This is a genomic window from Elizabethkingia bruuniana, assembly GCF_002024805.1.
GTDB lineage: Bacteria > Bacteroidota > Bacteroidia > Flavobacteriales > Weeksellaceae > Elizabethkingia > Elizabethkingia bruuniana.
The window spans coordinates 661,951-687,894 of record NZ_CP014337.1 but is presented as its reverse complement, the minus strand read 5'-3'; the positions used below and the strand labels follow the sequence as shown (position 1 = coordinate 687,894).

The following is a 25,944-nucleotide window of genomic DNA, read 5'->3' as shown; positions in this document are numbered from 1 at the left end:
AGCTATGTACTCTATGTTAGTATCGAAGATACCTACTTCTAATACAAGAAAAACTTTATTTCTATGTGGTTAAAAAATTAGAACACAAAGTCACGATTTAATACAAACTTCGCTCTTTTGTTACTTTTGTGGTTAAATAAAAATTCATATTATTTATGACACAAATATTTCGTACTTCTAAATTCTGACTTCGTACTTTAAAAAACTTTATCCCAGTCTTTCATCACAGGATCATAGCCTGAGTTGCGGATAATATTTTTAACTTCCTCCATGCTTCTTTCATCACTGGTTTCAAACTGTTCAAGAGACTGCGGATCCACAGCATAACCACCAGGATTGGTTTTGGATGCAGCACTCATAGTCGTTACCCCCAATGGAATTACATGGTTCCTGAAATTTTCGTTCTCTCTTGTAGAAACCGAAATCTCCAGATCTTCATTCCATATCCGGTAAGCGCAGATGAGTTGTAACAGATCCCTGTCACTCATAATAAAATTAGGTTCAATAATTCCTTCTGCAGGTCTTAACCGTGGAAATGAAACCGAAAACTTAGTCTGCCAATATTGTTTCTGGAGGTAGTCTATATGCAGGGCATTAAAAAAACTATCTACCCGCCAGTCTTCAAGTCCCAGTAAAACGCCCAGTCCTATTTTATGCAGTCCTGCCTCTCCTATTCTGTCGGGTGTGTCGAGTCTGAAATCGAAATTGGATTTCTTTCCCTTAGGATGATATTCTTTGTAAACAGCTTCATGATAAGTTTCCTGGTACACAAGTACAGAATGCACACCGGCATCGTGTAATGACTGATATTCTTTCTGAGATAAAGGCTGAACCTCAACAGAAATATTGGCAAAGTAAGGCCGAAGCAGCTTGATAGCATTTAGAAAATATTCTATACCCACTGTTTTATTAGCCTCCCCGCTCACCAGCAGGACATGGTTTACTCCCATTGTTTTCAGTGCCATTGCTTCTATTATAATTTCTGTATTGGACAGTGTTTTACGCCTGATCTTATTATCCAGACTAAAACCACAATAGGTACAGATATTCTGGCATTCGTTACTCAGGTATAATGGTGCATACATCTGTATAACTTTACCAAATCTTTTCTGAGTAAGATTTTGTGCCATTTGAGCCATAGTCTCCAAGTAGGGGGCTGCCGCAGGAGAAAGCAATACCATAAAATCTTCAACAGTTCTTCTTCTCTTATTCAATACACTTTTCACCTGCTGTTCCGTGGTTGTATAAATTTTGTCTTTTATCCGATCCCAGTCATATTGCAGAAAAGTATTTTTAAATGTTTTCATGTATTCGTTTTTTATAATTCAGTTAATAACTACAACAGCACAAATTTTATAAAACCACATAGACACATAGAGTGAAGCATATAAAATGAAGTTTGATATAGGAAAGTAAACTTTCACACATCAACTATATGTGCTTAATAATATCTTCACATAAAACCGGAAAAACTATGAGCCTGTCGAAGCCTTATATTTTTTGATAAAATCTAAATGAGCTATATGTATCTATGTAGTTGATTTTTTCAAAACACAATGGCACGATTTAATATAAACCTTCAACATTGCTTTTAAGACACAAAGGAAAAATCAAAGATTTTTCTGTCCATACTAAGATGTTTACTATTTTATCCTAGGATAAAATCCTTGTGTCTAAAAACAGTATCTTATTCATTGCCTTTAATGCCTTCGTGTTATGCTAACAGCCATTAGCTCTTATAAAAATGAGGTTAACGGACTGGATGCTACTGCTCCGGAGTGTATGTCTCCCAGTTGAGCTTCATAACCTCTTCTTCCGGCTATAACAGCTTCTCTAAATGCTATCGCCATTTGTACAGGATCACCTGCCACTGCTATTGCTGTGTTTACCAGAACTGCGTCTGCTCCCATTTCCATCGCTTTTGCGGCGTCCGACGGAGCTCCTATTCCGGCATCTACCACTACAGGCACATTACTTTGCTCAATAATAATTTCCAGAAAGTCCAATGTTCTCAAACCTTTATTACTTCCTATAGGTGCACCTAAAGGCATAACTACAGCAGTTCCTGCATTTTCCAATCTTTTGCATAATACCGGATCAGCATGTATATAGGGCATAACGATAAAACCTAATTTAGCCAATTCTTCAGTAGCTTTCAGTGTTTCTATAGGATCGGGTAACAGGTAACGGGGATCAGGATGTATTTCCAATTTCAGCCAGTTTGTTTCCAGGGCTTCTCTTGCCAGTTGTGCTGCCAATACAGCTTCCTGTGCATTTCTAGCTCCGGATGTATTAGGCAGAAGATGAACCTCCGGCAACTGTAAAGCGGTTAATAGATCATCGGAATCCGACTGATGGTCTATACGTTTTAGTGCCATTGTTACCAATTCGGATCCGGAAGCTTTTACAGCTTCTGTCATTTGGGACATACTCCCAAACTTTCCTGTTCCCAGAAATAATCTGGATGTATAAATTCTGTCTGCTATTTGTAAGTTACTCATTGAATATTGTTTTAATGGTTGAAACCAATTCAGGGTTTTTAGCAATTAGTCCGGATACAGCGACTCCATATAAACCAACATCTTTTAGAGCGTTGATATCTTCTACCTGAATGCCGCCGATAGCGAAAACTGGTGGTAAGCTAATTTGTTGCTCCTGAAAATGTTTAAAAATGTTTTTATAGCCTTCCAGCCCGAGAATTGGACTTAATTTTTCTTTTGTAGAGGTAAATCGAAAAGGGCCTAAACCTATATAATCACAGTTTTCATCAATACGTTGTTTGATATCCTCAATAGTATTAGCCGTCCCTCCAATAATTTTATGATCTCCCAGAATATTTCGGGCTTTCGTTATCGTGGTATCTGTTAATCCCAGATGTACACCATCTGCATCAATTGCTTTGGCTATACTCACGTGATCATTGATGATACATTGAGCACCAAATTCTCTACAATGTTTTTGTACTTTTATACAAAGTTCCTGCAATGCTTCTGCATCTGAATTCTTCCAACGTACTTGAATCCAGTCAGCTCCATTAAGCAAAGCTTTCAGGATATTCCTTTCCTGCTCTTCAGCATTTACGCCCTGTGATATGTATTGCAGTTTACTCAACATGATTTTGATTCTGTAATTGATTTAAAAATTTGTTTTTACAATTCAAAAATACCTGAAGCGGGTTTGGACTTTGCCAGATATTCCCTAGCATAGCCACACCATCTGCTCCTGATTTTAATACTATATCTATATTATTTTCATCTATTCCCCCCAGTCCTATTAGCTGAACATTTTTATTGGTTCTTCGTTTAAGTTCATTCAGAATATTGTGCTCTGCTCCATAACCTTGCTTGGATATACTCGGGAATACTGGAGATAAGAAAGCATAAGTCCATTCGGTACCCAATTCATTAAATTCTTCGATAGAATGGGTGGAAGTCGACAGAATATGCTTTCCCTGAAAGTTTACATGCTCATTATTTAATCTGCTTTCTTCTCTGAAATGTAATCTTACAATTCCAAATTTTTCTGCCAGATTGTAATGAGAATGCAAAACCAGCTGATGTCTGTAATCTTCATCAACTTGGCTAATATAATCGCGCATGGCAACATCAGACAGCCAATATTTCCTGACATGAAAATAATCGAGTCCGTTAGCTAACAGTTCATTGATCCAGTAGGCTTCCTTTTCTGCCTCTTGTTCCGGAGAGAAAACAATGATCATAAGTAGATTTCTTTACCTGCTTCGATAAACTCTTTCGACTTCTCATTCATTCCTTGTTCAGCAGCATCTCTGATTTCCTGTGTAATCTTCATCGAACAGAATTTAGGACCGCACATCGAGCAGAAATGAGCTACTTTCGCACCATCCGCCGGTAGTGTTTCATCATGGAATTCTCTTGCAGTGTCCGGATCTAAAGAAAGGTTAAACTGGTCTTCCCAACGGAATTCAAATCGGGCTTTACTCAATGCATTATCCCGATATTGTGCTCCCGGATGTCCTTTAGCAAGATCAGCTGCATGAGCTGCAAGTTTGTAGGTAATTACACCGTCTTTTACATCTTTTTTATTTGGTAAACCTAAATGTTCCTTTGGGGTAACATAGCAAAGCATTGCACAGCCATACCAACCAATCATAGCAGCACCAATAGCAGAAGTAATATGATCATAACCCGGTGCTATATCCGTTGTTAATGGTCCTAGTGTATAGAAAGGCGCTTCATCACATTCTTCAAGCTGCTTTTCCATGTTTTCTTTAATCATATGCATTGGCACATGCCCAGGTCCCTCTATCATTACCTGTACATCGTGTTTCCAAGCAATCTTGGTAAGCTCACCCAAAGTTTCCAACTCCGCAAATTGTGCTGCATCATTGGCATCGGCAATAGAACCCGGTCGCAATCCGTCGCCCAAAGAAAAAGCAACATCATAACGCTTCATAATTTCGCAGATCTCTTCAAAATGCGTGTACAGGAAATTCTCCTGATGGTGGAACAGACACCATTTAGCCATAATAGATCCGCCACGCGAAACAATCCCCGTAACACGACTTGCAGTAAGGTGGATATAGCGTAACAGTACTCCGGCATGAATGGTAAAATAAGAAACACCTTGCTCTGCCTGCTCTATCAGGGTATCTCTGAAAATTTCCCAGGTAAGATTTTCTGCAACACCTTTTACTTTCTCCAATGCCTGATAAATAGGCACTGTTCCTATGGGAACTGGGGAATTCCTGATAATCCATTCCCGTGTTTCGTGGATATTCTTTCCGGTAGATAAATCCATAATCGTATCTGCACCCCAACGGCAAGCCCATACTGCTTTTTCTACTTCCTCTTCGATATTGGAAGTCACAGCACTGTTACCAATATTGGCATTAATCTTCACCAGAAAATTACGACCGATAATCATGGGTTCACTTTCAGGATGGTTGATATTATTCGGTATAATTGCTCTACCGGCAGCGATCTCGCTCCGCACAAATTCCGGTGTAATCTTTCCTTTAGGTGTATTGGCACCAAAGCTGTCACCACGGTGTTGTACAGCCATTCCTTTGGTAGAAGTTTCCAGCTGCTCAATTTTCTGATTTTCGCGTATGGCCACATATTCCATTTCAGGGGTAATGATGCCTTTCTTTGCATAGTAAAGTTGGCTTACATTCATTCCTTCTTTGGCAACCATTGGTTTATGGCTATACTCAAATCTCAAATCATCCAGCTTTGTATCTGCCAATCTTTTTTTTCCATATTCAGACGTTATACCTTCCAGTATATTTACATCTTCTCTGTTCAGAATCCATTGTTCGCGAATTCTGGGTAATCCTTTACGAACATCTATAACTGCCTGATCATCGGTATAAGGTCCTGAAGTATCATATACCGTAACCGGCGGATTGACTTCTATACCTCCCGAACTAAGTTTGGTCTGGCTTAGTGAGATCTCACGCATTGCCACTTTAATCGGGAAAAGCTGACCATCGATGTATACTTTCTTAGAATTAGGTAATGATGTTTGGGTGATTGTCTTCATATTTTCTGTCTTTTTATTGTTTACTTAGTATTAACCTCCTTGTGTTGCGGTGATGATAAGAACAGAATCTTTATCCTGAAGAACAGTATTGCCCCAGTCGGTCTTGGGGATAACCTGATTGTTTACAGCTACAGCAATACCTTTGGACTTGCCGCCGGCTTCCAGATGTATTAGTGCTTCCAATGTGGAAGGTAAATGCTCGTAATTTCTTTTCTCGTGATTAATTGTAAGTTCCATTCCTGATAATTTTTAGATATATAACTTCAGGAATGGCCACAAAAGTGCAGAAAGCACCAATGAAGACATTTTACTTTTCCCTACGCCAGTATGACCCGGATCAGGTTCTAAGGGTAAAATCTCAGCCTGCATATTTGCAGACACCCCTAAAGTCGATTACAAAGATAGAAAAAAACCGACAGGTTGTTTATGATCTCTGAAATTCTTTATTCAGATAGTCATTAATTACTCCCTGCTATTATTTTAGAAATAGAAAATTTCATGTAAATTTGGAGTTATTTATTACATAATGAAGAAGTTTATATTTCCTTTATTAGTTTTCGGGACACTAACATTTGCCCAGAAAAAGTATGTGATGGTGATCCACGGAGGTGCCGGAACAATAACCAAAGCCAACCTTTCTCCTGAAAAAGAAAAAGAATACCGCGAAAAACTTACAGAAGCCTTACAAAAGGGATATGCCGAGATCAAAAACGGTAAATCTTCTTTAGATGCAGTATCTGCAGCTATTATGGTTATGGAGGATTCACCTTTGTTTAACGCCGGAAAAGGTGCTGTCTTTACTAATGAGGGAAGAAATGAACTGGATGCTTCCATTATGAACGGAAAGGATCAAAAAGCTGGTGCTGTTGCTGGTGTTACCACTATAAAAAATCCAATTTTGGCTGCAAGAGCTGTTATGGATAAATCGGAACATGTCATGATGGCTGGCCCCGGAGCAGAGAAATTTGCAAAAGAGCAGAAACTGGAAATTGTAGATCCTAAATATTTCTGGACGGAAAAAGCATGGAATAGCCTTCAAAAAGTAAAGGCTATGGAAACTACTAAGAAAACAAGCCTAAACAATAAAGAACAGTATCCTGACTATTTTATTGTTGATCATAAATTTGGTACTGTCGGTGCTGTAGCGCTCGACAAAAACGGAAATATTGCTGCCGGAACTTCTACAGGAGGTATGACCAACAAAAAGTACGGCCGAATCGGTGATTCGCCTATTATTGGTGCCGGAACCTATGCTAATGAACAGGTAGGAATTTCCGGGACAGGATGGGGAGAATTTTTTATCCGTACAGTAGCTTCTAAAACAGCTGCAGACCGTATGAAATATCTTCATAAACCTGTTACTGAAGCAACACAGGAAAGTATTGATGAAATTGGAAAACTAGGTGGAAACGGAGGCCTTATCGCACTGGATAAAGATGGAAATGTAGCAATGCCTTTCAATACCGAAGGAATGTACCGCGGAACAGTAACCGATAAAGGCGAAATAGAGGTATATATCTACAAGTAGAAAACCACATAGAAAGATAAAAATCATTAAACTATGAGGTCACACAGGAAAAATAAATTTTCACACAGAGGTAAGTATTATAACTTTTAACAGCTATGTCCTACCCAGGCGACTATCCAATACTTTTCAAAGTTAAACCTATGTATCTATGTGCTTAAAAATGCGATCCGACCTCTGTAACAAATTCTGAAAAGAGAGACTAACAAGAAAAAATAATAATGCTAAAAGCTATAAATGTTACTAAAACCTATAATGCAGGTAAAAAGGTAGCACTCAACAACTTCAGTATCGAAGTTCCAAAAGGAAGTATTTACGGTCTTCTGGGACCTAACGGTGCCGGAAAAACATCATTTATTCGTATTATTAATCAGATCACGCAGCCTGACAGCGGAGAAATTTTTATTGACGGCCAAAAGTTAAGCCCTGAGCATATTCAAAAGATTGGATACATGCCTGAAGAGCGTGGTTTGTATAAAAACATGACCATCGGAGATCAGCTCACCTATTTTGGAGAGCTAAAAGGTATGTCTAAACACGATGCTATTACACAAGCTAAATATTGGTTTGAACAGTTGAATATAGACCAGTGGTGGAAGAAAAAGCTATCTGAACTTTCTAAAGGTATGGCTCAGAAAATACAATTTGTGGTAACTGTTCTGCATCAGCCTAAATTGTTAATTCTGGATGAACCTTTTTCAGGATTTGATCCTGTAAATGCCAATCTGATTAAAGATAAAATTTTGCAATTGAAAGAACAGGGAACGACAATTATCCTGTCTACGCACCGAATGGAATCAGTAGAAGAAATGTGTGATTATGTTGCCCTGATTAACCAGTCGAATAAAATACTGGACGGAAAGGTATTCGATGTCCGTGAGCAGTTTAAACAAAACCTGTTTAATGTAGTATTGACAGACCTGCAATCTGACAACTTTGAAAACTTTAAGACCAGATATACACCGGATAATATTATTCAGGAAAACGGACTAATTAGTTTCCAAATTCGAAATGAAAGCAATTCTAATATCCTGCTGGAAGAGCTGTTAAAAACTGGAAAGGTGAGGGTTTTTGAAGAGAAAATCCCAAGTATGAATGAAGTATTCATTAATGCTGTAAAGTAAATCTCGAACCCAACGACTGAACTTATGAAAAATATTATACTTATTACCAAAAGAGAATACCTTACCCAGGTAAAGAAAAAATCTTTTGTTGTACTTACCCTTATGGCACCTATCCTACTTTTGTTGTTTGGCGCTGTCATTACTTACATGTTCAAAGCGAACAAAACCCATTATAACATCGCAGTAGTAGATAACAGTCAGAGTTTTTCCAAAATGAAAAATTCAGGTGATATTACCTACCAATATGTCTCTGAAAAAAGTGCAGGAACAATAAAGGGAACATTAACAGAAACAGAAGCTATAGATGGACTTTTGGTTATTCCAAGACTGGAAGATAACGACTACAGTAAACTGGAAACACAAACAAAACTGTACACGAATAAACAGATAGGCTTTGATTCCCGTAAAGAAATTTCTTCCGCTATTTCTGATGAAATCAGAAAGCTTAAAATAAAGGAACTTGGTATAAAGGAATCACAGATTCTGAATCTGAATCAGAATTTCACACTGAATACGGAGAACCTAAAGGAGAAAAAGCAAGATGATGATGCCTTTCTTTTTGGCGTAAAATCTGCATTAGCGGGTATCCTTATGTATGCTACATTTATGTTTATCATTATGTATGGTGTACGGGTAATGCGTAGTGTACTGGAAGAAAAAAACAACCGTGTTGTAGAGATTATTATTTCGTCTGTAAAGCCTTTTGAGCTAATGATGGGAAAAATTCTGGGCGTAACCTTGGTAGCCCTTACACAGTTTATTATATGGATTGCTATGACGGTAAGTGCTGCCGTATTTTTTAATCAGAAATACTCGGTTGCAGCAGCCGGCCCAATGGATAAACTAGGAAATATTCAGGAGATCTTTACTATGGTATCTCACAGTCTTCTGGGTATGGATTATGTAACTATTATCGGTGTATTTATATTCTACTTCCTTTTAGGGTACATCTTCTACAGCTCTATTTATGCTGCTGTAGGCTCTGCCGTAGACAATGAAACAGAAACTCAGCAATTCACATTATTTGCGATTTTACCACTAATGCTGAGCTTATATGGCAGCTTTAGTATTATGAATAACCCTGAAGGTCCTTTAGCTTTCTGGCTGTCTATAATTCCGTTGACATCACCGGTTGCTATGATTGCCAGAATACCATTTGGTGTACCTATGTGGCAATTATTACTTTCCATGGCATTACTTGCCGCATCAGCTCTGTTTATGATCTTTGTAGCAGGAAAAATCTACCGTGTGGGTATTCTGATGTATGGCAACAAAGCTTCGGTAAAAGAGCTTTGGAAATGGATCAGAAGCTAGCTAATTATGAAGTTAGAAGTACGAAATTAGAAATATTAAAATTCAACAGACAGATCTGTAAAATAAAAAATCCCGTTAACCCGGGATTTTTTTATGTCTTAATGTTATTTGTCTTATTTGAAGATATAGCTAACACCAACGCTCGCTACCTGTTCAGATTTGCTCTTAGAGCTTAATTCATTTACTAAACCTTTGTAAGTATTGGTAAGTCCTAAGTCATACTTAATTGTGAATTCCCACTCTCTTTTAAGGCTATACCCTATTCCTAATCCGATTCCAAAGTTAAAGCTTGCCGCTTTACCATTAAAATTGCTAGTTCCACTATAATCAGGATCATAGTAAGGTCTATCTTGAGGAACATTTTTAACATTCTGGTTTACCAGGAAGTTAAATCTTGGGCCTGCCATTGCAAAAAACTCAGATGGTGCTTCAGAGAAATAAGCTTTGAAGTATACCGGAACGCTGATGTAGTTATTTGCATATACTGCATTATAACCATTAGCATTACGATCTCCGTTCTTAAAATCGCTATCCTTTCCTGTTTCACCAGCACCGTAGAATAATACCTCTGGCTGTAAGAAAAACTGATTAGCAGTTCCTATCGGGATTAAGGCTAATCCACCTGCCTGAAAAGTATATCTTGCTCCTGATGGTCTGTGTGCATTGCTCACTCCTGAACGGTTAAGCCCTGCAGTAACCCCAAATCTGGTGTTGTTAAAGTCTATCTGGGCAAATGAAAGCGTAGATAGTGCTAATGCAGAAGTAAAAAGTAATTTCTTCATAAAATTTCTGTTTTTTTAATTTTATGAGGCAAATATAATGAAAACTTTCACTACATAAGCTTTTTGACTGTCACATATATACTACACTGCCTATAGGGCATAAAAAAATCCCGAATTTTCGGGATTTTATTTATGTTTTTAGCAAACAATTATTTGTTTAAAACTTTTGCTACAGTAGCACCGATATCAGCAGGAGAAGCTACAACATTGATTCCGCATTCTGCCATAATCTTCATTTTAGCTTGAGCAGTATCATCATCACCACCTACGATAGCACCTGCGTGCCCCATTGTTCTTCCTTTAGGAGCTGTCTGACCTGCGATGAAACCTACAACTGGTTTAGTAGAACCAGAAGCTTTGTACCATTTAGCAGCATCACCTTCTAGCTGACCACCGATCTCACCGATCATAACTACAGCTTCAGTTTCAGGGTCATTGATGAATAATTCTAAAGCTTCTTTAGTAGTAGTACCAATGATTGGGTCACCACCAATACCGATAGCTGTAGAAACTCCGAATCCAGCTCTTACAACCTGATCAGCTGCTTCATATGTTAAAGTACCTGACTTAGATACGATACCTACTTTACCTTTCTTGAAAACGAAACCTGGCATAATACCAATTTTAGCCTCGTCAGAAGTAATGATACCAGGGCAGTTTGGACCGATTAAACGACAATCTTTATCCTGGATATAGTCCTTAACTTTTACCATGTCAGCTACAGGAATACCTTCAGTAATACAAACGATTACTTTGATACCTGCATCGGCAGCTTCCATTACTGCATCAGCAGCAAATGCTGGTGGTACGAAGATAATACTTACATTAGCTCCTGCTTTTTCTACAGCTTCTGCAACAGTGTTGAATACAGGCTTCCCTAAGTGCTCAGAACCACCTTTTCCTGGAGTTACACCACCTACTACATTTGTTCCGTATTCTATCATTTGACCTGCATGGAAAGTACCTTCATTACCGGTAAATCCTTGTACGATTACTTTCGAATCTTTGTTTACTAATACTGACATTGTTGATTTTTTGTAAAATTAATATTTTTTATTAGATTTTTGAAATTTAATTAAAGCCTGCTCAGCTTCACCGCTTTTTTATAGAACTCTTTTGCTGGTTCAGCAGGGGCACCGAAATATGTACCGGTTTTCAGGTCTTTAGAAACACCTGAAGTTGCCAGAACAACTGTTTTATCTTCAATTGTTACAGAAGATGCAACACCTACCTGTCCCCATAATGTAACATCGTTCCCTATATTACAACATCCGGCAATACCTACTTGTGATGCAATAAGACAACGTTCACCAATAATGGTATCATGTCCTATCTGTACCTGATTATCTATTTTAGTAGATTTTCTGATTAGTGTAACATCGGTAACACCTCTGTCTAGTGTACAGTTAACACCAACCTCTACATCGTCCTCCAAAACAACATGTCCAACGGATTGAAGTTTTTCAAAACCATTGGCTGTTTTACGGTAATAAAAAGCATCACCTCCCAACACAGTTCCGGACTGGATAATCACATTATTACCAATAACTGTTCTGTCACCAATAACTACATTAGGATGGATCATACAGTTATCTCCTATTTTCACATCGTTTCCAATTACTACAGAAGAGTGAATAATAGTAGTATCTCCAACTTCAAGATTATGTCTTTCTTCTTTGAAGTCCTGAGTTCTGGTAAAGTGAGTATTGATTAAGTTGAAATCGCGGAACGGATCCTCAGAAATAAGAAGTGCTTTTCCTTCCGGGCATTCTACTTCCTGATCTATAAGAACAATAGTAGCAGCTGAATTTAAAGCTTTGTCGTAATATTTTGGATGATTGACAAAGACAATATCTCCGGCTGTAACACGATGTATTTCATTAGTGCCTAAAACCTGAAATTCAGCATCACCAACATAGCGTGCTCCGATAAGATCGGCAATTGTTTTCAGATTCTGAGCTTTTTTAAATTTCATCCGTTTATCTTTTATTTTTTGTTGCCGGACGGAACGGAACTTACAATGATATTACCTGTTTGGAAAAACTCATTATAAGTTTCGTTTCATTCGTATATTTTTTTTTAAGATCTGATAAGATGCAGTTGTTCGATTGTAATCAACAGCTACACTTTATCAAAGTGTCATCTTATTTAATTCTTTCGATGTAGCTACCGTCCTCAGTATTGATTCTGATTTTTTCTCCCGGTTCTATAAATAAAGGAACCAGTACTCTTGCACCAGTTTCAACGATTGCATTTTTCAATGCGTTAGTCGCTGTATTTCCTTTTACACCTGGATCTGCTTCAATAACTTCTAAAGTTACAGTTGGTGGAATTTCCGCTGATAACGGAGCCTCATCTGCTTCTTTTAAAACGATTGTAACCTCTTCACCTGCTTTCATAAACTGAGCATTTTCAATCATTTCTTTGTTGATATAGATCTGAGTGAAGTCATCATTATTCATGAAATGGAAGCCATTTTCATCGTCATAAAGGTACTGAAATTTTCTGGTAATTACTTTAACCTCTTCGATCTTGTGTCCTGCAGAAAATGTATTATCTAACACTTTCCCGTTGGTTACACTTTTCAGCTTTGTTCTTACGAAAGCAGGACCTTTTCCTGGTTTTACGTGAAGGAATTCAATTACCTTATAGATATCATTGCTAAATTCAATACAAAGACCTTTTTTAATGTCTGCAGTTGTTGCCATTGAGTATTTTTATATTTTTTTGTTTCTTAATTTTCTAATCTTTTGAGGAATTACCGTATCCTTTTACAATACCTCTTGGTGAGTTCTGGATAAAAGTAATAATCTCGTCTCTCTCCGCAGTAGGAAGAAGCTCTTTTTCAATATATTCTATTGCCTGGGTAGCGTTTTTCTTCATCTGGAAGATAGCGCGGTAGATAGACTGGATTTCGTAGATTTTCTCGTTAGTGAAACCTCTTCTTCTTAAACCGATAGAGTTAATGCCAGCATAAGAAATAGGTTCTCTGGCTACTTTGATATAAGGCGGAATATCTTTTCTTACCAGAGTACCTCCGGAAACCATCACATGCTTTCCGATTCTGGAGAACTGATGTACCGCACTAAGTCCACCGATAAAAGCATAATCATCGATTTCTACGTGACCAGCAATTCCGCTTCCGTATACTAATACAACATGATCTCCAATGACACAGTCATGTGCGATATGTACATTAGCCATAATAAGGCAGTTACTACCAAGCTTGGTATATCCTAGTGCTTTTGTTCCTTTGTTAACCGTAACATTTTCTCTGATAGTGGTATTATCTCCGATAATTACCTGTGTATCTTCACCTTCATATTTAAGATCCTGAGGAGCCGCAGCTATTACAGTTCCGGGGTAAATTTTACAATTCTTCCCGATACGTGCCCCGTCCATAATGGTTACATTTGGTCCGATCCACGTTCCTGATCCGATTTCCACATCTCCTGCGATGGTTGTGAAAGGTTCTACAATAACCTGACTTCCTATTTTTGCTCTTTTATCTACAGCGGCTAATTGATGTATCATCACTTACTTATTCGGTTTTATTTTTTGCTACCTGTGCCATTAGTTCTGCTTCAATAGCTACAGTATCTCCTACATAGCCATATCCCTGCATATGAACAATTCCTCTTCTGATAGGTTCCATTAATTCAATCTTGAAAATAACGGTATCTCCCGGAACAATTTTTCTTTTGAACTTTACATTATCCATTTTAATGAAATATGTAGAGTAATTTTCCGGATCCGGTACGTTAGCCAATACTAAAATACCTCCTACCTGTGCTAAAGCCTCTACCTGTAATACACCCGGCATTACTGGTTCTTTAGGAAAATGTCCTACAAAGAAAGGTTCGTTCATGGTAACATTTTTCAACCCTACCACGTGGCTGTCAGATAATTCTAAGATTTTATCTACTAATAAGAATGGCGGACGGTGAGGAAGAAGTCTCATAATCCCGTTTATATCATAAACAGGATCTGCCTTCAAATCAAAATCCGGCACATTTTTCTTTTTCTGCAATTTATATTGTCTGTTTAATTTTTTGGCAAATTGTGTATTTACAAAGTGCCCTGGTTTGTTCGCAATAACTTTACCTTTTATTTTAACACCTACTAAAGCAAGGTCACCAATAACGTCTAGTAATTTGTGACGTGCTGCTTCGTTCGGATATTTAAGGGTAACATTATCTAATATACCATTTGGTCTGATAGAAACATCTTCCTTACCAAAAGCAAATTTTAATTTCTCTATAGTTTCAGGCGTCAATTCTTTATCAACATATACGATAGCATTGCTGATATCTCCACCTTTAATTAATCCGTGATCTAAAAGCATTTCCAATTCGTGTAAGAAGCTGAATGTTCTTGCGCTGGAAATTTCATCTTTAAATTCAGAAATATGTTTCAGACTTGCATTCTGAGTTCCCAAAACTTTAGTTCCGAAGTCTACCATACAGGTAATTTCGTAGTTATCTGCAGGTATTATTGTAATCTCTGAGCCTGAAGCCGGGTCTACATAATTTAATACCTCTTTAATAACAAGGTAATCTCTTTGTAGTTCCTGTTCTTCTACGCCAACAGATTCAATGGCTTCGATAAAGTATTTGGATGATCCGTCTAAAATAGGAGGTTCTGAACTATCCAGTTCGATAATAACATTATCAAGATCCATACCTACCAAAGCTGCTAAAACGTGCTCAGAAGTATGAATGCTTACTCCTTTCTTTTCAAGGGAAGTACCTCTTTCTGTACTGGTAACATAATTAACATCTGCTTCTACTGTAGGATGTCCTTCCAGATCAGTACGTACAAACACAAAACCTGTATTTTCTTTTGCAGGTTTCAGTGTCATGATTACATTCTTACCGGTATGAAGTCCAATTCCCGAAAGGGTTACTTCTTCTTTTAAAGTCTTTTGCTTATCACTCATTAGTGCTATCTTTTGAGTTTATGTTTTCTAAATTATTAATTCTTTGTACGATATTCGGGAAATTACGGAAGTGCACGTAACTTCTTCTGAAGTCGGTTGCTGAAATTGCAGGTGATCCGTAAAGTACTTCATGATCGCTAACACTGCTGTTAACTCCACTTTGTGCTTGGATTTTCACTTGGTTCCCGATATTAATATGCCCCACAATCCCTGTCTGGCCACCAATCATATTCCAGTGTCCGATAGTTGTTGAGCCTGCAATTCCTGCCTGAGCCGCAATTACATTATTCTCACCTAATTTCACGTTATGGGCAATCTGAATAAGGTTATCAAGCTTCGTTCCTTTACCTATAATTGTTGAACCAATCGTAGCTCTGTCTATAGTACAGCCAGCGCCTATTTCTACATTGTCTTCAATAATTACATTTCCTAATTGTGGAATCTTCTTGAAACCATCTGCTGTAGGCTGGAAACCAAACCCGTCTCCGCCGATTACAGTATTGGAGTGGATCACACAATTGTCCCCGATTACACAGTCATCGTAAATTCTGGCACCACTATCAATCTGACAGTTTTTACCAATTTTCACATTTTTACCAATATAAACTTGTGGATAGATTTGTGAACCTTCACCAATAACAGATTTATGAGAAATATAGGTAAATGCTCCGATATAGACATCATCCATTATTTTAGCAGATTCACTGATAAAGGCAGGTTGTTCTATTCCTGTCTTTTTTGACTGTAAATCCTGATACAGATTCATCAATACCTGAAAAGCTAAATATCCATCTTCCACAGCAATAAGGGCAGACGGATATTTTTTATCTTTATCTATTAGATTTTCCGAAATAATAACGACCGACGCTTCAGTATTATCCATCAGGGATAAATACTTAGCATTCGCAAGGAAAGAAAGATTGCCTTTCCTACCCTCCTCGATCTGAGAAAATCCGGACACTTTTGTCTCAGGATCCCCTATAACTTTACCTTTAACTAGGTTTGCAATTTGCTCTGCAGTAAATTCCATAGTTTGCAAAGATACTAAAAAAGTGAATAATTTTATCTTTTCAGATCCTGAATTACAACAGGTAAAACTTCTCTCGGAAAAGATAAGATATATTTAGTACTGGACGTCTTTAAATGCTGGGTTAATATCTGATTTTCGGACTTATCTAATGCAAAAACATCTTCAGATTTACTTTTCAGAAAAATTGGTTGCTTGTTTGTATCATATGGCAGCAAAGTTCTTTCGATTTGATCTACCAGCCATTCCGCATTATCTATCCCGTAGAACTCATTGGTCTTTTGGATAATTTTGTCCACAGTCTCTTTGTCAAAAGCTTTTTCCGAAATAATATTTTTAGGAAAATGTCTTTGAGTGATTGATTTACATAAATGGCTCAATACAAAATCCGAATGGTTCTGCCAGTTTTTAAGTCCGAACATAATGTCTGAATCGTCCATCTCGGTAAAACGTCTGAGATCTTCTTCAGTCATTTTATCAAATTTATTTTTCTTCAGAAAATAACTCAGGTTTTCTGTAGCAATAAGATCTTCACCCTGCGCAGCCAATTCTTTTGCTCTTTTCAGTACTTTTATAAGTAAGTGCTCTGCAACTGCAGATGTCTTATGGAAATAAACCTGCCAGTACATAAACATTCTGGCCGTTAAGAAATTTTCGATGGAATAAATCCCTTTTGCATCAATAACCAGTTCGTCTTTATGAACATTCATCATAGAGATAATTCTCTGGGTATTTACATTACCTTCTGTAACACCTGTATAAAAACTATCCCGCTTCAGATAATCCAAACGATCCACATCCAGTTGGGAAGAAACTAGTTGATTGAAAAATTTGCGATGGTATTTCCCCTGAAACATCTGTATTGCCAAATCCAGCTGACCATTAAAATGTTCATTAAGCTTCTCCATTAAAAGAATGGATAAACGCTCGTGATGACAGTCATTCATCAGTACGGATTCCAATGCATGAGAATAAGGACCGTGTCCTACATCATGCAAAAGTATAGCGAGTAAAGCTGCTTTTTCTTCTTCCTGAGAGATCTCTGTCCCTTTCATCTTCAAAGTTTCCAGAGCTGTAAACATGACATGTGTAGCTCCCAGTGCATGGTGAAATCTGGTATGCGTAGCACCAGGATAAACCAAAGAAAGCAATCCTGTTTGTGAAATTCTGCGCAACCTCTGAAAATATGGATGTTCTATAACATCAAAAAGTATTTCATAAGGGATTTTTATAAATCCGTGTACCGGATCATTAACGATTTTCAGTTTATTAACCATTCAGAAAATTTTAGCATCAAAAAGCTATACAAATGTAGTCAATTCCATACAGAGTTAACGGTTTTTAACGCAATCAATTGTCTTTTTAGCTATTAATTAAGAACTTTTGGTCGTATTTTTGAAGAGCATAAAAAAGTTATGATGATTGAGACATTACAAATACTTTTCAAAAGAGATCTTCTGAAGCTGAAAACTGAGATCGAATCTTATCAGTCAGAAGAAAATATCTGGAAAATATCACAGCATATCAGCAACTCTGCGGGTAATTTGTGTCTGCACCTTATAGGAAACCTCAACCATTTTATCGGTGCCATTACAGGTAAAACAGGTTATATAAGAAACAGAGATGCTGAATTTTCCTTGAAGGATGTCCCAAGAACTCAACTAACAGAGATGATAGACAATACCATCCTGGTAATAGAGAATACGCTGAACAATCTTAATGAGGATGATCTGAAAAAAGAATATCCGCTTGTTGTTTTCGAAAGCAAAATGAGTACTGAGTTTTTCTTTACTCATCTTACAGCACACCTCAGCTACCACCTTGGACAGATTAACTATCACAGAAGATTATTAGAATAAAAAAAGAAATAAAAAGAAATTATGTCAGGAAAGATATTATGGGTAGATGATGAAATCGATTTACTAAAACCTCATATGGTATTTCTGGAGGCTAAAGGCTATGCGCTGACTCCGGTAAATAACGTAAATGAGGCGCTGGAAATTCTGGAAAAAGAAAAATATCAGCTGGTACTTATCGATGAGAATATGCCGGGGATTTCAGGATTAGAAGCAATCCCGATGATTAAAAATATAGACTCCACTATCAAAATTGTAATGGTTACCAAAAGCGAAGAAGAGCACCTAATGGAGCAGGCTATTGGTTCCCAGATTTCGGACTATATCCTAAAACCGGTAAATCCCAATCAGATTTTACTGTCATTAAAAAAGAATCTTCAGAGCGAAGATCTTGTGGAACAAAAGACCATATTGGAATATCAGCAGGAATTCAGAAACCTTAGTATGGAACTTTCTTACCTGAACAGTTTTCAGGATTGGGCAGAATATTACAAGAAAATTCTGAACTGGGAGATAAAATTCGATAAAGTCCTGAACAATGAGTTTTCAGACCTTTTACTTAGTCAAAAAGAGGAAGCCAATATTCAGTTCGCTAAATTTATTGAGAACAACTATGCAGACTGGTTAAACTCTAACGAAAAGCCACTAATGTCGCATACTCTGTTTAAAGAGAAAGTAAAACCTGAGATAGAAAAGGACAAAGTACTTCTTCTAATGATAGATAACCTACGCTATGATCAGTGGAAAGTTATAGAGCCTTTGTTTACCCGTTTTTACAACAAAACATCGGAAGATTATTACTTCAGTATTCTGCCGACAGCAACGCAATATGCAAGAAATTCATTTTTTGCGGGGCTGCTTCCTTCAGAAATAGAAAAGAGGTTCCCTGAATACTGGTTTAATGATAATGAAGAAGGAAATAAAAATGAACATGAGAGAGACTTCCTGGAAGATCAGATGAAGCGTTTAGGATTATCCGGTAAGCACCTGAAGTATCTGAAAATATTAAATGCTGACTTTGAGAGAAAAATCTACGAGGATTTTAATCAGCATAAAAACAATGACCTTTTAGTAATTGTTTACAACTTCATCGATATTCTTTCTCATGCTAAAACAGACAATGTTATTGTTGACCAGCTTATTCGTGATGATAAAACTTTCCGTTCACTAACCGAGCACTGGTTCGAGAACTCTTCTCTGATGAAGATTATCCGACTTGCTGCGGAGAACAAGTTCAAACTGGTAATTACAACGGACCATGGTACTATTTATGTAAAGAAACCAAGCAAAGTAATTGGGGATCGTGAGACTTCCACCAACATCCGTTACAAGACCGGAAAAAGCTTAACATACGAAGACAAAGATGTATGGGCAATAGATTTCCCGGAGAAACTATTCTTACCAAAAGGAAATCTTAGTTCCAAATATATTTTTGCCAAGAACAATACTTTCTTAGCTTATCCTAAGAATTACAACCATTTTGTTAACTATTACAGAGACACCTATCAGCATGGTGGAATTTCTCTGGAAGAAGTAATTATTCCGATTGCTATTTTGGAACCGAAATAAACAAGACAAAATTTAAAATACCGAAACATACTGTAAACAAACACCTTTACAGCCAAAATGATAAAAGCCGGGTAAATAATTTACCCGGCTTTTTTGTTTTGTAACATTAAAAAATACAAATTTGCAGGATTAAAGAATAAAAAATGCTGGAAATTGAAATTTCTTCCATAGAACAATGGCAGGAAGTTGCTGAGAAAATCAAGCAGCATCTGAAGCATAATATCTTGTTCCTGAAGGGTAATCTTGGAGCAGGAAAGACGACCTTTACACAACAGCTTGTAAAATCTCTGGGAAGTAACGACGAAGTTACCTCACCCACTTACTCTATTGTAAATGAATATGAGAGTCCAAAAGGCAAAATCTTTCATTTTGACCTGTACAGGCTTCGCAACCTGGAAGAGGTATACGACATTGGCATCGAAGATTATTTGGACAATGCCTTCCTTAGTATTATTGAATGGCCTGAGATATTTCAGGATGAAATTTCTGATCTGCCACACCACGAAATGGAAATCACAAATTCTGATAACACAAGAACAATAAAATTTAAATAGTCCTATCTTTGTTATAAGGATTGATATAAAAGTTAGAAAATGGGTACAACAATTTTTACACCTTTCACAGAAAAAGAACTCATTCCCAAGGAAGAGAAATTAGAAATTGTACGAAAGGAAAAAAAGTTCAGCATCGGAATTCCGAAAGAAACATGTCTTGACGAAAAAAGACTTTGTCTTACTCCAGATGCAGTGCAGGTATTAGTACAGGCCGGCCACCGCATTATTATGGAAAATGGTGCAGGAGAAGGTTCTTTTTTTACCGATTTGCAATACTCTGAGGCTGGTGCAGAAATGACAACAGACACTCAGGAAGTGTTTAATCAGAATATTATTCTGAAAATCAATCCGCCAACACTGGAAGAGATAGAATTCCTTAAGCCTTGTTCTTACATTATTTCTGCATTACAGATCAACCTGAGCTCCAAAGAATACTTCAAAAAATTATCTGAAAAGAAAATCAATGCGATTGCATTCGAATATATTATGGATGAGTACAAGCAGTATTCTCTTGTGCGTCTTATCGGAGAAATTGCAGGTACTGTTTCTATTCTTTACTCTTCCGAGCTTCTTGCACAGACCAACGGGCAAATGCTTGGTGGAATTACAGGAGTAAGACCTACAGAAGTTGTAATTGTGGGTGCTGGAATTGTAGGTGAATATGCCACAAAAGCAGCTATTGGATTAGGTGCCAGCGTAAAAGTATTCGATAATTCTTTATCCAAACTAAGAAGGCTAAATGTGATGGTAGACAGCAGGGTACCTACTTCTATTATCGATCCAAAAGAATTAAAAAAGAGCCTGAGACGTGCAGATGTTGTAATCGGTGCGTTACCAAGGCTTAACATGTTCCCTATCGTTACCGAGGATATGGTAATGCATATGAAAAAGGGCAGCGTAATCATAGATGTTACTGTAGACAATGGCAAAAGTGTCGAAACATCAGAACTTACCACTCTTTCCAAGCCTACCTTTATAAAGCACGGTGTTATCCATTGCGGATTGCCTAACCTTACCTCCCGTATGTCCAGAACAACGACAAAAGCTATAAGCAATTTCTTCTTAAGCTACTTACTGGATTTCGATCAGGAAGGCGGCTTCGAAAATGTTCTGGTAAAAAATAGTGAAATGAAGCAGAGCCTTTACATGTACAAAGGCAGACTTACGAAGCAGGCTATTGCAAACAAATTCGGAATGCAGTACCACGATATCAACCTTTTAATTTTCTAAATGCGGAGATTCAGATTTTATTTAATAGGCCTTATTCCGGGCATCATCATTGTATTCTTTATTCTAAACCAAAAAGGAACCAGTTGTTCTTATTTTCCAAATGACCGCGTAGTCGCCGAAACCCTTACAAAAGATTTTGTTCTTTCTCCGGATTTCCAGCAAGAACTAAAGGCATTGAACCTGAATGAAAAATTCCTAAAGGACAGTATTGTAAGCAAAGGAAAAATCGACTTTGACAGAAGTGAAGCTCAAAAGCAACCTTGTCCAAAGTATTTGCTTTTCTACCCTTCCAAAAAACCTGTATATGAGGTACAGTATGAAAAGTGCAAAGAAAATGCTCAGTTTATCAACATCAAAAAGATAAATTAACAATAAACAAATGACCGGAATTTCTTCCGGTCATTTTTATTTATAATATTCAGCCTTGTGAAGACTAAATATTAAACTTCACAAGGTTCTTCAATTTAGGAACCTGCATAGTAGAAACACAGAGCAAAATCAAAGTATTCAGACTTAATTCTGCTATCAATTACATAAAGATCATCTGGGCTTTATTGGATTAAAAATTTGATTTACTTTAGGTAATCCTTACCTTTAGATTATGAAAATCCTAAACTCCGACCAAATTAAGCTTCTGGATCAGGAAACTATTGCAATTCAGAATATTTCTTCATGGCAGCTAATGGAACGTGCCTCTGAAGCAGTTACAGATGCCATTTTACATAAAGCAAAAGGTCTGCGGCTCTCGTTTAGTATATTCTGCGGAAAAGGAAATAATGGTGGGGACGGGCTTGCAATAGCCAGAATTTTACGTCGGAAAAATTTCAATATTACAGTGTTTCTTCTTCAATCAAACACTTACTCGGATAGCAATATTGAGAATCAGAAGCGTCTGAAAAACACAGGTTTAAATGTTATATTATTCAACGAAAACAGTCTTCTTGAAATTCCACAAGGAAGCATCGTTATTGATGCTATTTTCGGCAATGGGCTGCATTCTCCACTGAATTCAGAATGGAATCTTATTTTTCGACAAATTGAAAGTTCTTTGCCTCAACATATATTTTCTATTGATCTTCCATCAGGCTTTATCGCAGATCATCCTATGGAAGAAAACTATCCATGCCTTAGAGTCGAACATGTTTTTACTTTCGAGATCCCTAAATTAGGTTTTCTATTTCCCTCATCATATCAGTTTTTAAAAGATTTTTCTATTGTAAAAATAGATCTTGATGAAACAACCAGAAATAGCTTCACATCATCTTATTACTTTACAGAAAAAAATAAGATTCAGGCATTATTAAAACCTGTTTCCAAATTTTCACATAAGGGAAGCTTCGGTCATATCCTGGTGATTGGCGGAAGTCTTGGTAAAATTGGGGCTCCTATATTAAGTGCAAAAGCTGCTTTAAAAACAGGAAGCGGATTGGTCACTGTATACGTTCCGAAATGTGGCTATACTATTGTACAAAACAGCATAACCGAAGCCATGTGTCTTACAGATTCCGAAGAGGAGTATCTGGCTACTATTCCAGAGATTTCTGGCTATCAGGCCGTAGCTATCGGAATGGGAATAGGACAACATAATGAAACAGGCACAACAGTCCTGAAATGCCTTATAAACAATCCTAACACGGCATTTGTTATTGATGCGGATGCTCTTAATCTTTTATCCAAATACGAGAATCCATTCATACATATTCCAAAAGACTCCATCCTAACACCACATCCAAAAGAGCTACAGCGACTGATTGGTGATTGGAAGGATGACTTTGAAAAAATTGAAAAGGTAAGAGCTATCACCGTAAAATATGAAATCAATATCTTAATAAAAGGAGCTTACACTGCCAGTATATTATCCGATGGCAATTGCTATTTCAACTCTACAGGTAATTGGGGAATGGCAACTGCAGGTTCCGGAGATACACTTTCGGGAATACTTGTTTCACTTTTAGGGCAAGGTTATTCATCCCACGAAGCTTGCCTTCTAGGTACCTATTTACATGGATTAGCCGGAGATCTCGCAACAGAAAAAATACATCCGCATTCTCTGGTTGCTTCTGATATCTCAAATTTTATAAGTGCTGCTTATTGTGACCTTACCAAATAGAATTGACTCCACACAAATTTTAAAAGGAACTAATATTTTTTGAATAAAAAATTTTGTCACCTCATCCTTAATTTCTAATTTAGCCTCGTGAAAATGAACAACGCATATTATTATTCTAATCTTAATGACCATTAGGACAAGAATGATATGTCAAAATATTAGTGAACCCTGTCCTTATAAGACAGGGTTTCTTTTTTAGTATAGTAAAGAAAACAGAATCATGAATATCAGTATTATTGGAACCGGGCTTATCGGCGGATCGATGGCCCTGAAATTAAAACAAAAAGGGCTTGCCTCAAAAATTATTGGAATTGACAAGAATGAAGAACATCTAAAGGAAGCTAAGTCTTTAGGAATTATAGATGATTATCTACCTTTTGAAGAAGGTGTGAAAAATGCTGATCTGATTATTGTTGCTATTCCTGTAGATGCAGCCCGAATAATCCTTCCTAATATACTGGATCTGCTAAATGATAAGCAGACAATAATGGATGTAGGTTCTACTAAAGACGGAATTGTAAAGGCTATTAAAAATCACCCGAACCGTTTCAGGTATGTAGCAACTCACCCTATGTGGGGAACCGAAAATAGTGGCCCGGCTGCTGCAATGGCCGATGCTTTTACCGGAAGAGCTGCAGTAATCTGTAATCAGGAAGAATCTGCAGAGGATGCCGTAGAACTTGTACAAAGAGTGTATGATGCTTTGGAAATGAATTTATTGTATATGAATTCTGAAGATCATGATATACACACTGCTTATATTAGCCATATATCACACATTACTTCGTATGCGCTTGCCAATACGGTTCTTGAAAAAGAAAAAGAAGAAGACACTATTTTTCAGCTGGCCAGTTCCGGTTTTTCGAGCACAGTACGTCTGGCAAAATCGCATCCGGAAATGTGGGTGCCTATTTTCAGGCAAAATAAAGAGAATGTTTTGGATGTTCTCAACGAGCATATCTCCCAGTTGAGAAAATTTAAATCTGCACTGGAGAAGGAAAATTATGAATATCTGGAGGAATTAATTCTGAAAGCTAATAAAATAAGGGGAATCCTGAAATAGGTATTCGAAAAAGCTGAATAAGCAAGAATCGGGTTGTTAAACATTCTGTTTTAGACAAAATTTGTCAGAAAAAAGAATGAATACAAATTTTAAAATCCAGGGACTAGACCACGAGATATTCTCTCCATTATTTGCTTTGTCAGACGAAGAATTAGCAAAACGTAATATTGTCCGGAAACCAGTTGATAAAGCTTATGCTTTTCCCTGTCGTGTTAGTTTGGAAGATGCTGAAATTGGGGAAAGTGTTTTGTTATTATCATTTGAACATTTAAAAACCGATTCTCCTTATAATTCAACAGGGGCAATTTTTATTCGTGAGAATGCCCGGACAAAAGAAATAGCGGAAAATGAAATCCCGGACATACTTATAAGAAGGCTCTTATCCCTCCGTGCTTATGATAAAAATGAAGCAATGATACAAGCTGATGTTATAAACGGAACAGAACTTAAAAATGTTTTGCATCAGTGGCTCGAAAACACGGATATTGACTATATCCATATTCACAATGCCAAACCAGGCTGCTATAGTTGTCTGGTTAAGCGTTCAGTTTAAATTAAGGAAAAAGGCTTCATTAATTTGAAGCCTTTTGTTTTTGTTGGTAATCACTGATTAAATCCAGTGTATGTTGTATTGATGTTTGATCTTTCCAGTCATCGTGGCCTGCAACGACATACTGAACATCGGGAAATTTCTGCTGAATATTGTGTATAGACTGTGTCCAGTCGTTTACATAAGCTTCTCCAATATATCCAAGGTCTTTCGAATCACCACTTTTTACAATGCAGCCTCCTACTAATACTTTGTCTTTAGGGAACCATACCACCACATTATCTGCCGTATGCCCTTTTCCCGGATAATAGACCTGAAACTCAGTCTTTCCTACTTTAAAGGATTTATTATTATCAAAAGTGTACTTTGCTCTTGGCTTATTCTCTTTTGCTAAAATAGAATCTGTCATTTTAGTAGAATAAGTTTTCGCACCTAATTTACCAAAATACTCAAGACCTCCGGCTCTATCATCATGAGAGTGAGTAGCAATGTTCATGATGACTTTCTTTCCGTGCTTTTTATAAATCTCGTCTGTAAAACTTTTAAATTTATCTTCTCCCCATGGAGAGTCTATAACCATTACTCCTTTATCAGTTACCATATATACCGCATTAGCTGCATATTTAGTCCCTTTGAAGGTATTATAGGTTGTATAGACGTATAAATTATCTTTTAATTTTTCAATTTTAATATCAGGATTTTGCTGCCCAAAAACCTGTAGCCCTGTAAAACCTAAGGCCAGAACCAATAGTCCTTTTAATCTTTTCATCATTATCTT

General features: G+C 37.1%; 26 protein-coding genes and 1 riboswitch. Of the genes, 11 read left to right on the top strand and 15 right to left on the bottom strand.

Annotated elements, in window-relative coordinates; genetic code table 11:
- Positions 1 to 197: 197 nt before the first annotated feature.
- The 6 genes from thiH to thiS form a co-directional block, all read right to left on the bottom strand.
- Positions 198 to 1,307: a 2-iminoacetate synthase ThiH gene (gene thiH / locus AYC65_RS03325; RefSeq protein ID WP_034869779.1), complete on the bottom strand. Its 1,110-nt coding sequence runs from the start codon at positions 1,305 to 1,307 to the stop codon at positions 198 to 200.
- Positions 1,308 to 1,736: 429 nt separating this feature from the next.
- The gene (locus AYC65_RS03320) at positions 1,737 to 2,501 is read right to left on the bottom strand and encodes a thiazole synthase (RefSeq protein ID WP_034869781.1); all 765 of its coding nucleotides are present in this window, start codon (positions 2,499 to 2,501) and stop codon (positions 1,737 to 1,739) included.
- Positions 2,494 to 3,114, bottom strand: coding sequence for a thiamine phosphate synthase (locus tag AYC65_RS03315; RefSeq protein WP_034869782.1), 621 nt, complete (start codon positions 3,112 to 3,114; stop codon positions 2,494 to 2,496). The genes AYC65_RS03320 and AYC65_RS03315 overlap by 8 nt, the downstream gene beginning before the upstream one ends.
- Positions 3,104 to 3,718 carry a thiamine phosphate synthase gene (locus tag AYC65_RS03310; protein ID WP_034869783.1) on the bottom strand — a complete coding sequence of 205 codons (615 nt, stop codon included), beginning with the start codon at positions 3,716 to 3,718 and terminating at the stop codon, positions 3,104 to 3,106. Before AYC65_RS03310 ends, AYC65_RS03315 begins: the two co-directional genes overlap by 11 nt.
- Positions 3,715 to 5,523, bottom strand: coding sequence for a phosphomethylpyrimidine synthase ThiC (gene thiC / locus AYC65_RS03305; RefSeq protein ID WP_034869784.1), 1,809 nt, complete (start codon positions 5,521 to 5,523; stop codon positions 3,715 to 3,717). The genes AYC65_RS03310 and thiC overlap by 4 nt, the downstream gene beginning before the upstream one ends.
- Positions 5,524 to 5,553: 30 nt before the next feature.
- On the bottom strand, positions 5,554 to 5,760 hold the full coding sequence (gene thiS, locus AYC65_RS03300) for a sulfur carrier protein ThiS (RefSeq protein WP_034869785.1): 207 nt from the start codon (positions 5,758 to 5,760) through the stop codon (positions 5,554 to 5,556).
- A 60-nt stretch (positions 5,761 to 5,820) separates the two neighbouring features.
- Positions 5,821 to 5,918: riboswitch (TPP riboswitch) on the bottom strand.
- 131 nt (positions 5,919 to 6,049) lie between these two features.
- Here thiS and AYC65_RS03295 point away from each other — a divergent pair.
- The 3 genes from AYC65_RS03295 to AYC65_RS03285 all read left to right on the top strand — a co-directional run bounded on the left by AYC65_RS03295 (position 6,050) and on the right by AYC65_RS03285 (position 9,486).
- On the top strand, positions 6,050 to 7,051 hold the full coding sequence (locus tag AYC65_RS03295) for an isoaspartyl peptidase/L-asparaginase family protein (protein WP_034869786.1): 1,002 nt from the start codon (positions 6,050 to 6,052) through the stop codon (positions 7,049 to 7,051).
- A gap of 218 nt (positions 7,052 to 7,269) precedes the next feature.
- Complete coding sequence (locus AYC65_RS03290; RefSeq protein WP_034869787.1) at positions 7,270 to 8,172, top strand: ABC transporter ATP-binding protein; 903 nt, start codon at positions 7,270 to 7,272, stop codon at positions 8,170 to 8,172.
- Positions 8,173 to 8,196: 24 nt separating this feature from the next.
- The gene (locus tag AYC65_RS03285; RefSeq protein ID WP_034869789.1) at positions 8,197 to 9,486 is read left to right on the top strand and encodes an ABC transporter permease; all 1,290 of its coding nucleotides are present in this window, start codon (positions 8,197 to 8,199) and stop codon (positions 9,484 to 9,486) included.
- 113 nt (positions 9,487 to 9,599) lie between these two features.
- Here AYC65_RS03285 and AYC65_RS03280 read toward each other — a convergent pair whose 3' ends face one another.
- The 8 genes from AYC65_RS03280 to AYC65_RS03245 form a co-directional block, all read right to left on the bottom strand.
- Positions 9,600 to 10,268, bottom strand: a complete 669-nt coding sequence (locus AYC65_RS03280; RefSeq protein WP_034869790.1) for a porin family protein — start codon at positions 10,266 to 10,268, stop codon at positions 9,600 to 9,602.
- Positions 10,269 to 10,417: 149 nt separating this feature from the next.
- Positions 10,418 to 11,293, bottom strand: a complete 876-nt coding sequence (sucD, locus tag AYC65_RS03275) for a succinate--CoA ligase subunit alpha (protein ID WP_034869792.1) — start codon at positions 11,291 to 11,293, stop codon at positions 10,418 to 10,420.
- Positions 11,294 to 11,343: 50 nt separating this feature from the next.
- Positions 11,344 to 12,243, bottom strand: coding sequence for a UDP-3-O-(3-hydroxymyristoyl)glucosamine N-acyltransferase (locus tag AYC65_RS03270; RefSeq protein ID WP_034869794.1), 900 nt, complete (start codon positions 12,241 to 12,243; stop codon positions 11,344 to 11,346).
- A gap of 169 nt (positions 12,244 to 12,412) precedes the next feature.
- Entirely contained in the window at positions 12,413 to 12,976 is a 564-nt protein-coding gene (efp, locus tag AYC65_RS03265; RefSeq protein WP_009091817.1) for an elongation factor P, read from the bottom strand.
- A gap of 34 nt (positions 12,977 to 13,010) precedes the next feature.
- Positions 13,011 to 13,802: an acyl-ACP--UDP-N-acetylglucosamine O-acyltransferase gene (lpxA, locus tag AYC65_RS03260; protein ID WP_016197960.1), complete on the bottom strand. Its 792-nt coding sequence runs from the start codon at positions 13,800 to 13,802 to the stop codon at positions 13,011 to 13,013.
- 7 nt (positions 13,803 to 13,809) lie between these two features.
- A complete protein-coding gene (locus AYC65_RS03255; RefSeq protein ID WP_034869797.1) occupies positions 13,810 to 15,207 on the bottom strand; it encodes a bifunctional UDP-3-O-[3-hydroxymyristoyl] N-acetylglucosamine deacetylase/3-hydroxyacyl-ACP dehydratase in 1,398 nt (465 codons plus the stop codon).
- Complete coding sequence (gene lpxD, locus AYC65_RS03250; protein ID WP_034869798.1) at positions 15,200 to 16,237, bottom strand: UDP-3-O-(3-hydroxymyristoyl)glucosamine N-acyltransferase; 1,038 nt, start codon at positions 16,235 to 16,237, stop codon at positions 15,200 to 15,202. Before lpxD ends, AYC65_RS03255 begins: the two co-directional genes overlap by 8 nt.
- 32 nt (positions 16,238 to 16,269) lie before the next feature.
- The gene (locus tag AYC65_RS03245; protein WP_034869799.1) at positions 16,270 to 17,511 is read right to left on the bottom strand and encodes an HD domain-containing protein; all 1,242 of its coding nucleotides are present in this window, start codon (positions 17,509 to 17,511) and stop codon (positions 16,270 to 16,272) included.
- A gap of 141 nt (positions 17,512 to 17,652) precedes the next feature.
- Here AYC65_RS03245 and AYC65_RS03240 point away from each other — a divergent pair, with 141 nt between their 5' ends.
- The 8 genes from AYC65_RS03240 (at position 17,653) to AYC65_RS03205 (ending at position 25,169) form a co-directional block, all read left to right on the top strand.
- A complete protein-coding gene (locus AYC65_RS03240) occupies positions 17,653 to 18,093 on the top strand; it encodes a DinB family protein (RefSeq protein ID WP_034869800.1) in 441 nt (146 codons plus the stop codon).
- A gap of 21 nt (positions 18,094 to 18,114) precedes the next feature.
- Entirely contained in the window at positions 18,115 to 19,659 is a 1,545-nt protein-coding gene (gene porX, locus AYC65_RS03235; protein WP_034869801.1) for a T9SS response regulator signal transducer PorX, read from the top strand.
- Positions 19,660 to 19,802: 143 nt separating this feature from the next.
- Entirely contained in the window at positions 19,803 to 20,213 is a 411-nt protein-coding gene (tsaE, locus tag AYC65_RS03230) for a tRNA (adenosine(37)-N6)-threonylcarbamoyltransferase complex ATPase subunit type 1 TsaE (RefSeq protein ID WP_078402387.1), read from the top strand.
- A 39-nt stretch (positions 20,214 to 20,252) separates the two neighbouring features.
- Positions 20,253 to 21,443 (top strand): alanine dehydrogenase, encoded by a 1,191-nt coding sequence (locus AYC65_RS03225; protein ID WP_034869802.1) that lies wholly within the window; start codon positions 20,253 to 20,255, stop codon positions 21,441 to 21,443.
- Positions 21,444 to 21,812, top strand: coding sequence for a hypothetical protein (locus AYC65_RS03220; RefSeq protein ID WP_034869804.1), 369 nt, complete (start codon positions 21,444 to 21,446; stop codon positions 21,810 to 21,812).
- A 232-nt stretch (positions 21,813 to 22,044) separates the two neighbouring features.
- Positions 22,045 to 23,553 carry a bifunctional ADP-dependent NAD(P)H-hydrate dehydratase/NAD(P)H-hydrate epimerase gene (locus AYC65_RS03215; protein WP_034869805.1) on the top strand — a complete coding sequence of 503 codons (1,509 nt, stop codon included), beginning with the start codon at positions 22,045 to 22,047 and terminating at the stop codon, positions 23,551 to 23,553.
- Between the two features lie 220 nt (positions 23,554 to 23,773).
- Positions 23,774 to 24,616: a prephenate dehydrogenase gene (locus tag AYC65_RS03210; protein ID WP_034869806.1), complete on the top strand. Its 843-nt coding sequence runs from the start codon at positions 23,774 to 23,776 to the stop codon at positions 24,614 to 24,616.
- Positions 24,617 to 24,692: 76 nt separating this feature from the next.
- Positions 24,693 to 25,169, top strand: coding sequence for a DUF1203 domain-containing protein (locus AYC65_RS03205; protein WP_034869808.1), 477 nt, complete (start codon positions 24,693 to 24,695; stop codon positions 25,167 to 25,169).
- 19 nt (positions 25,170 to 25,188) lie between these two features.
- On the opposite strand, the gene AYC65_RS03200 is transcribed toward AYC65_RS03205, so the two are convergent.
- Positions 25,189 to 25,938 (bottom strand): subclass B1 metallo-beta-lactamase BlaB-22, encoded by a 750-nt coding sequence (locus tag AYC65_RS03200; RefSeq protein ID WP_068801164.1) that lies wholly within the window; start codon positions 25,936 to 25,938, stop codon positions 25,189 to 25,191.
- Positions 25,939 to 25,944: the final 6 nt, after the last annotated feature.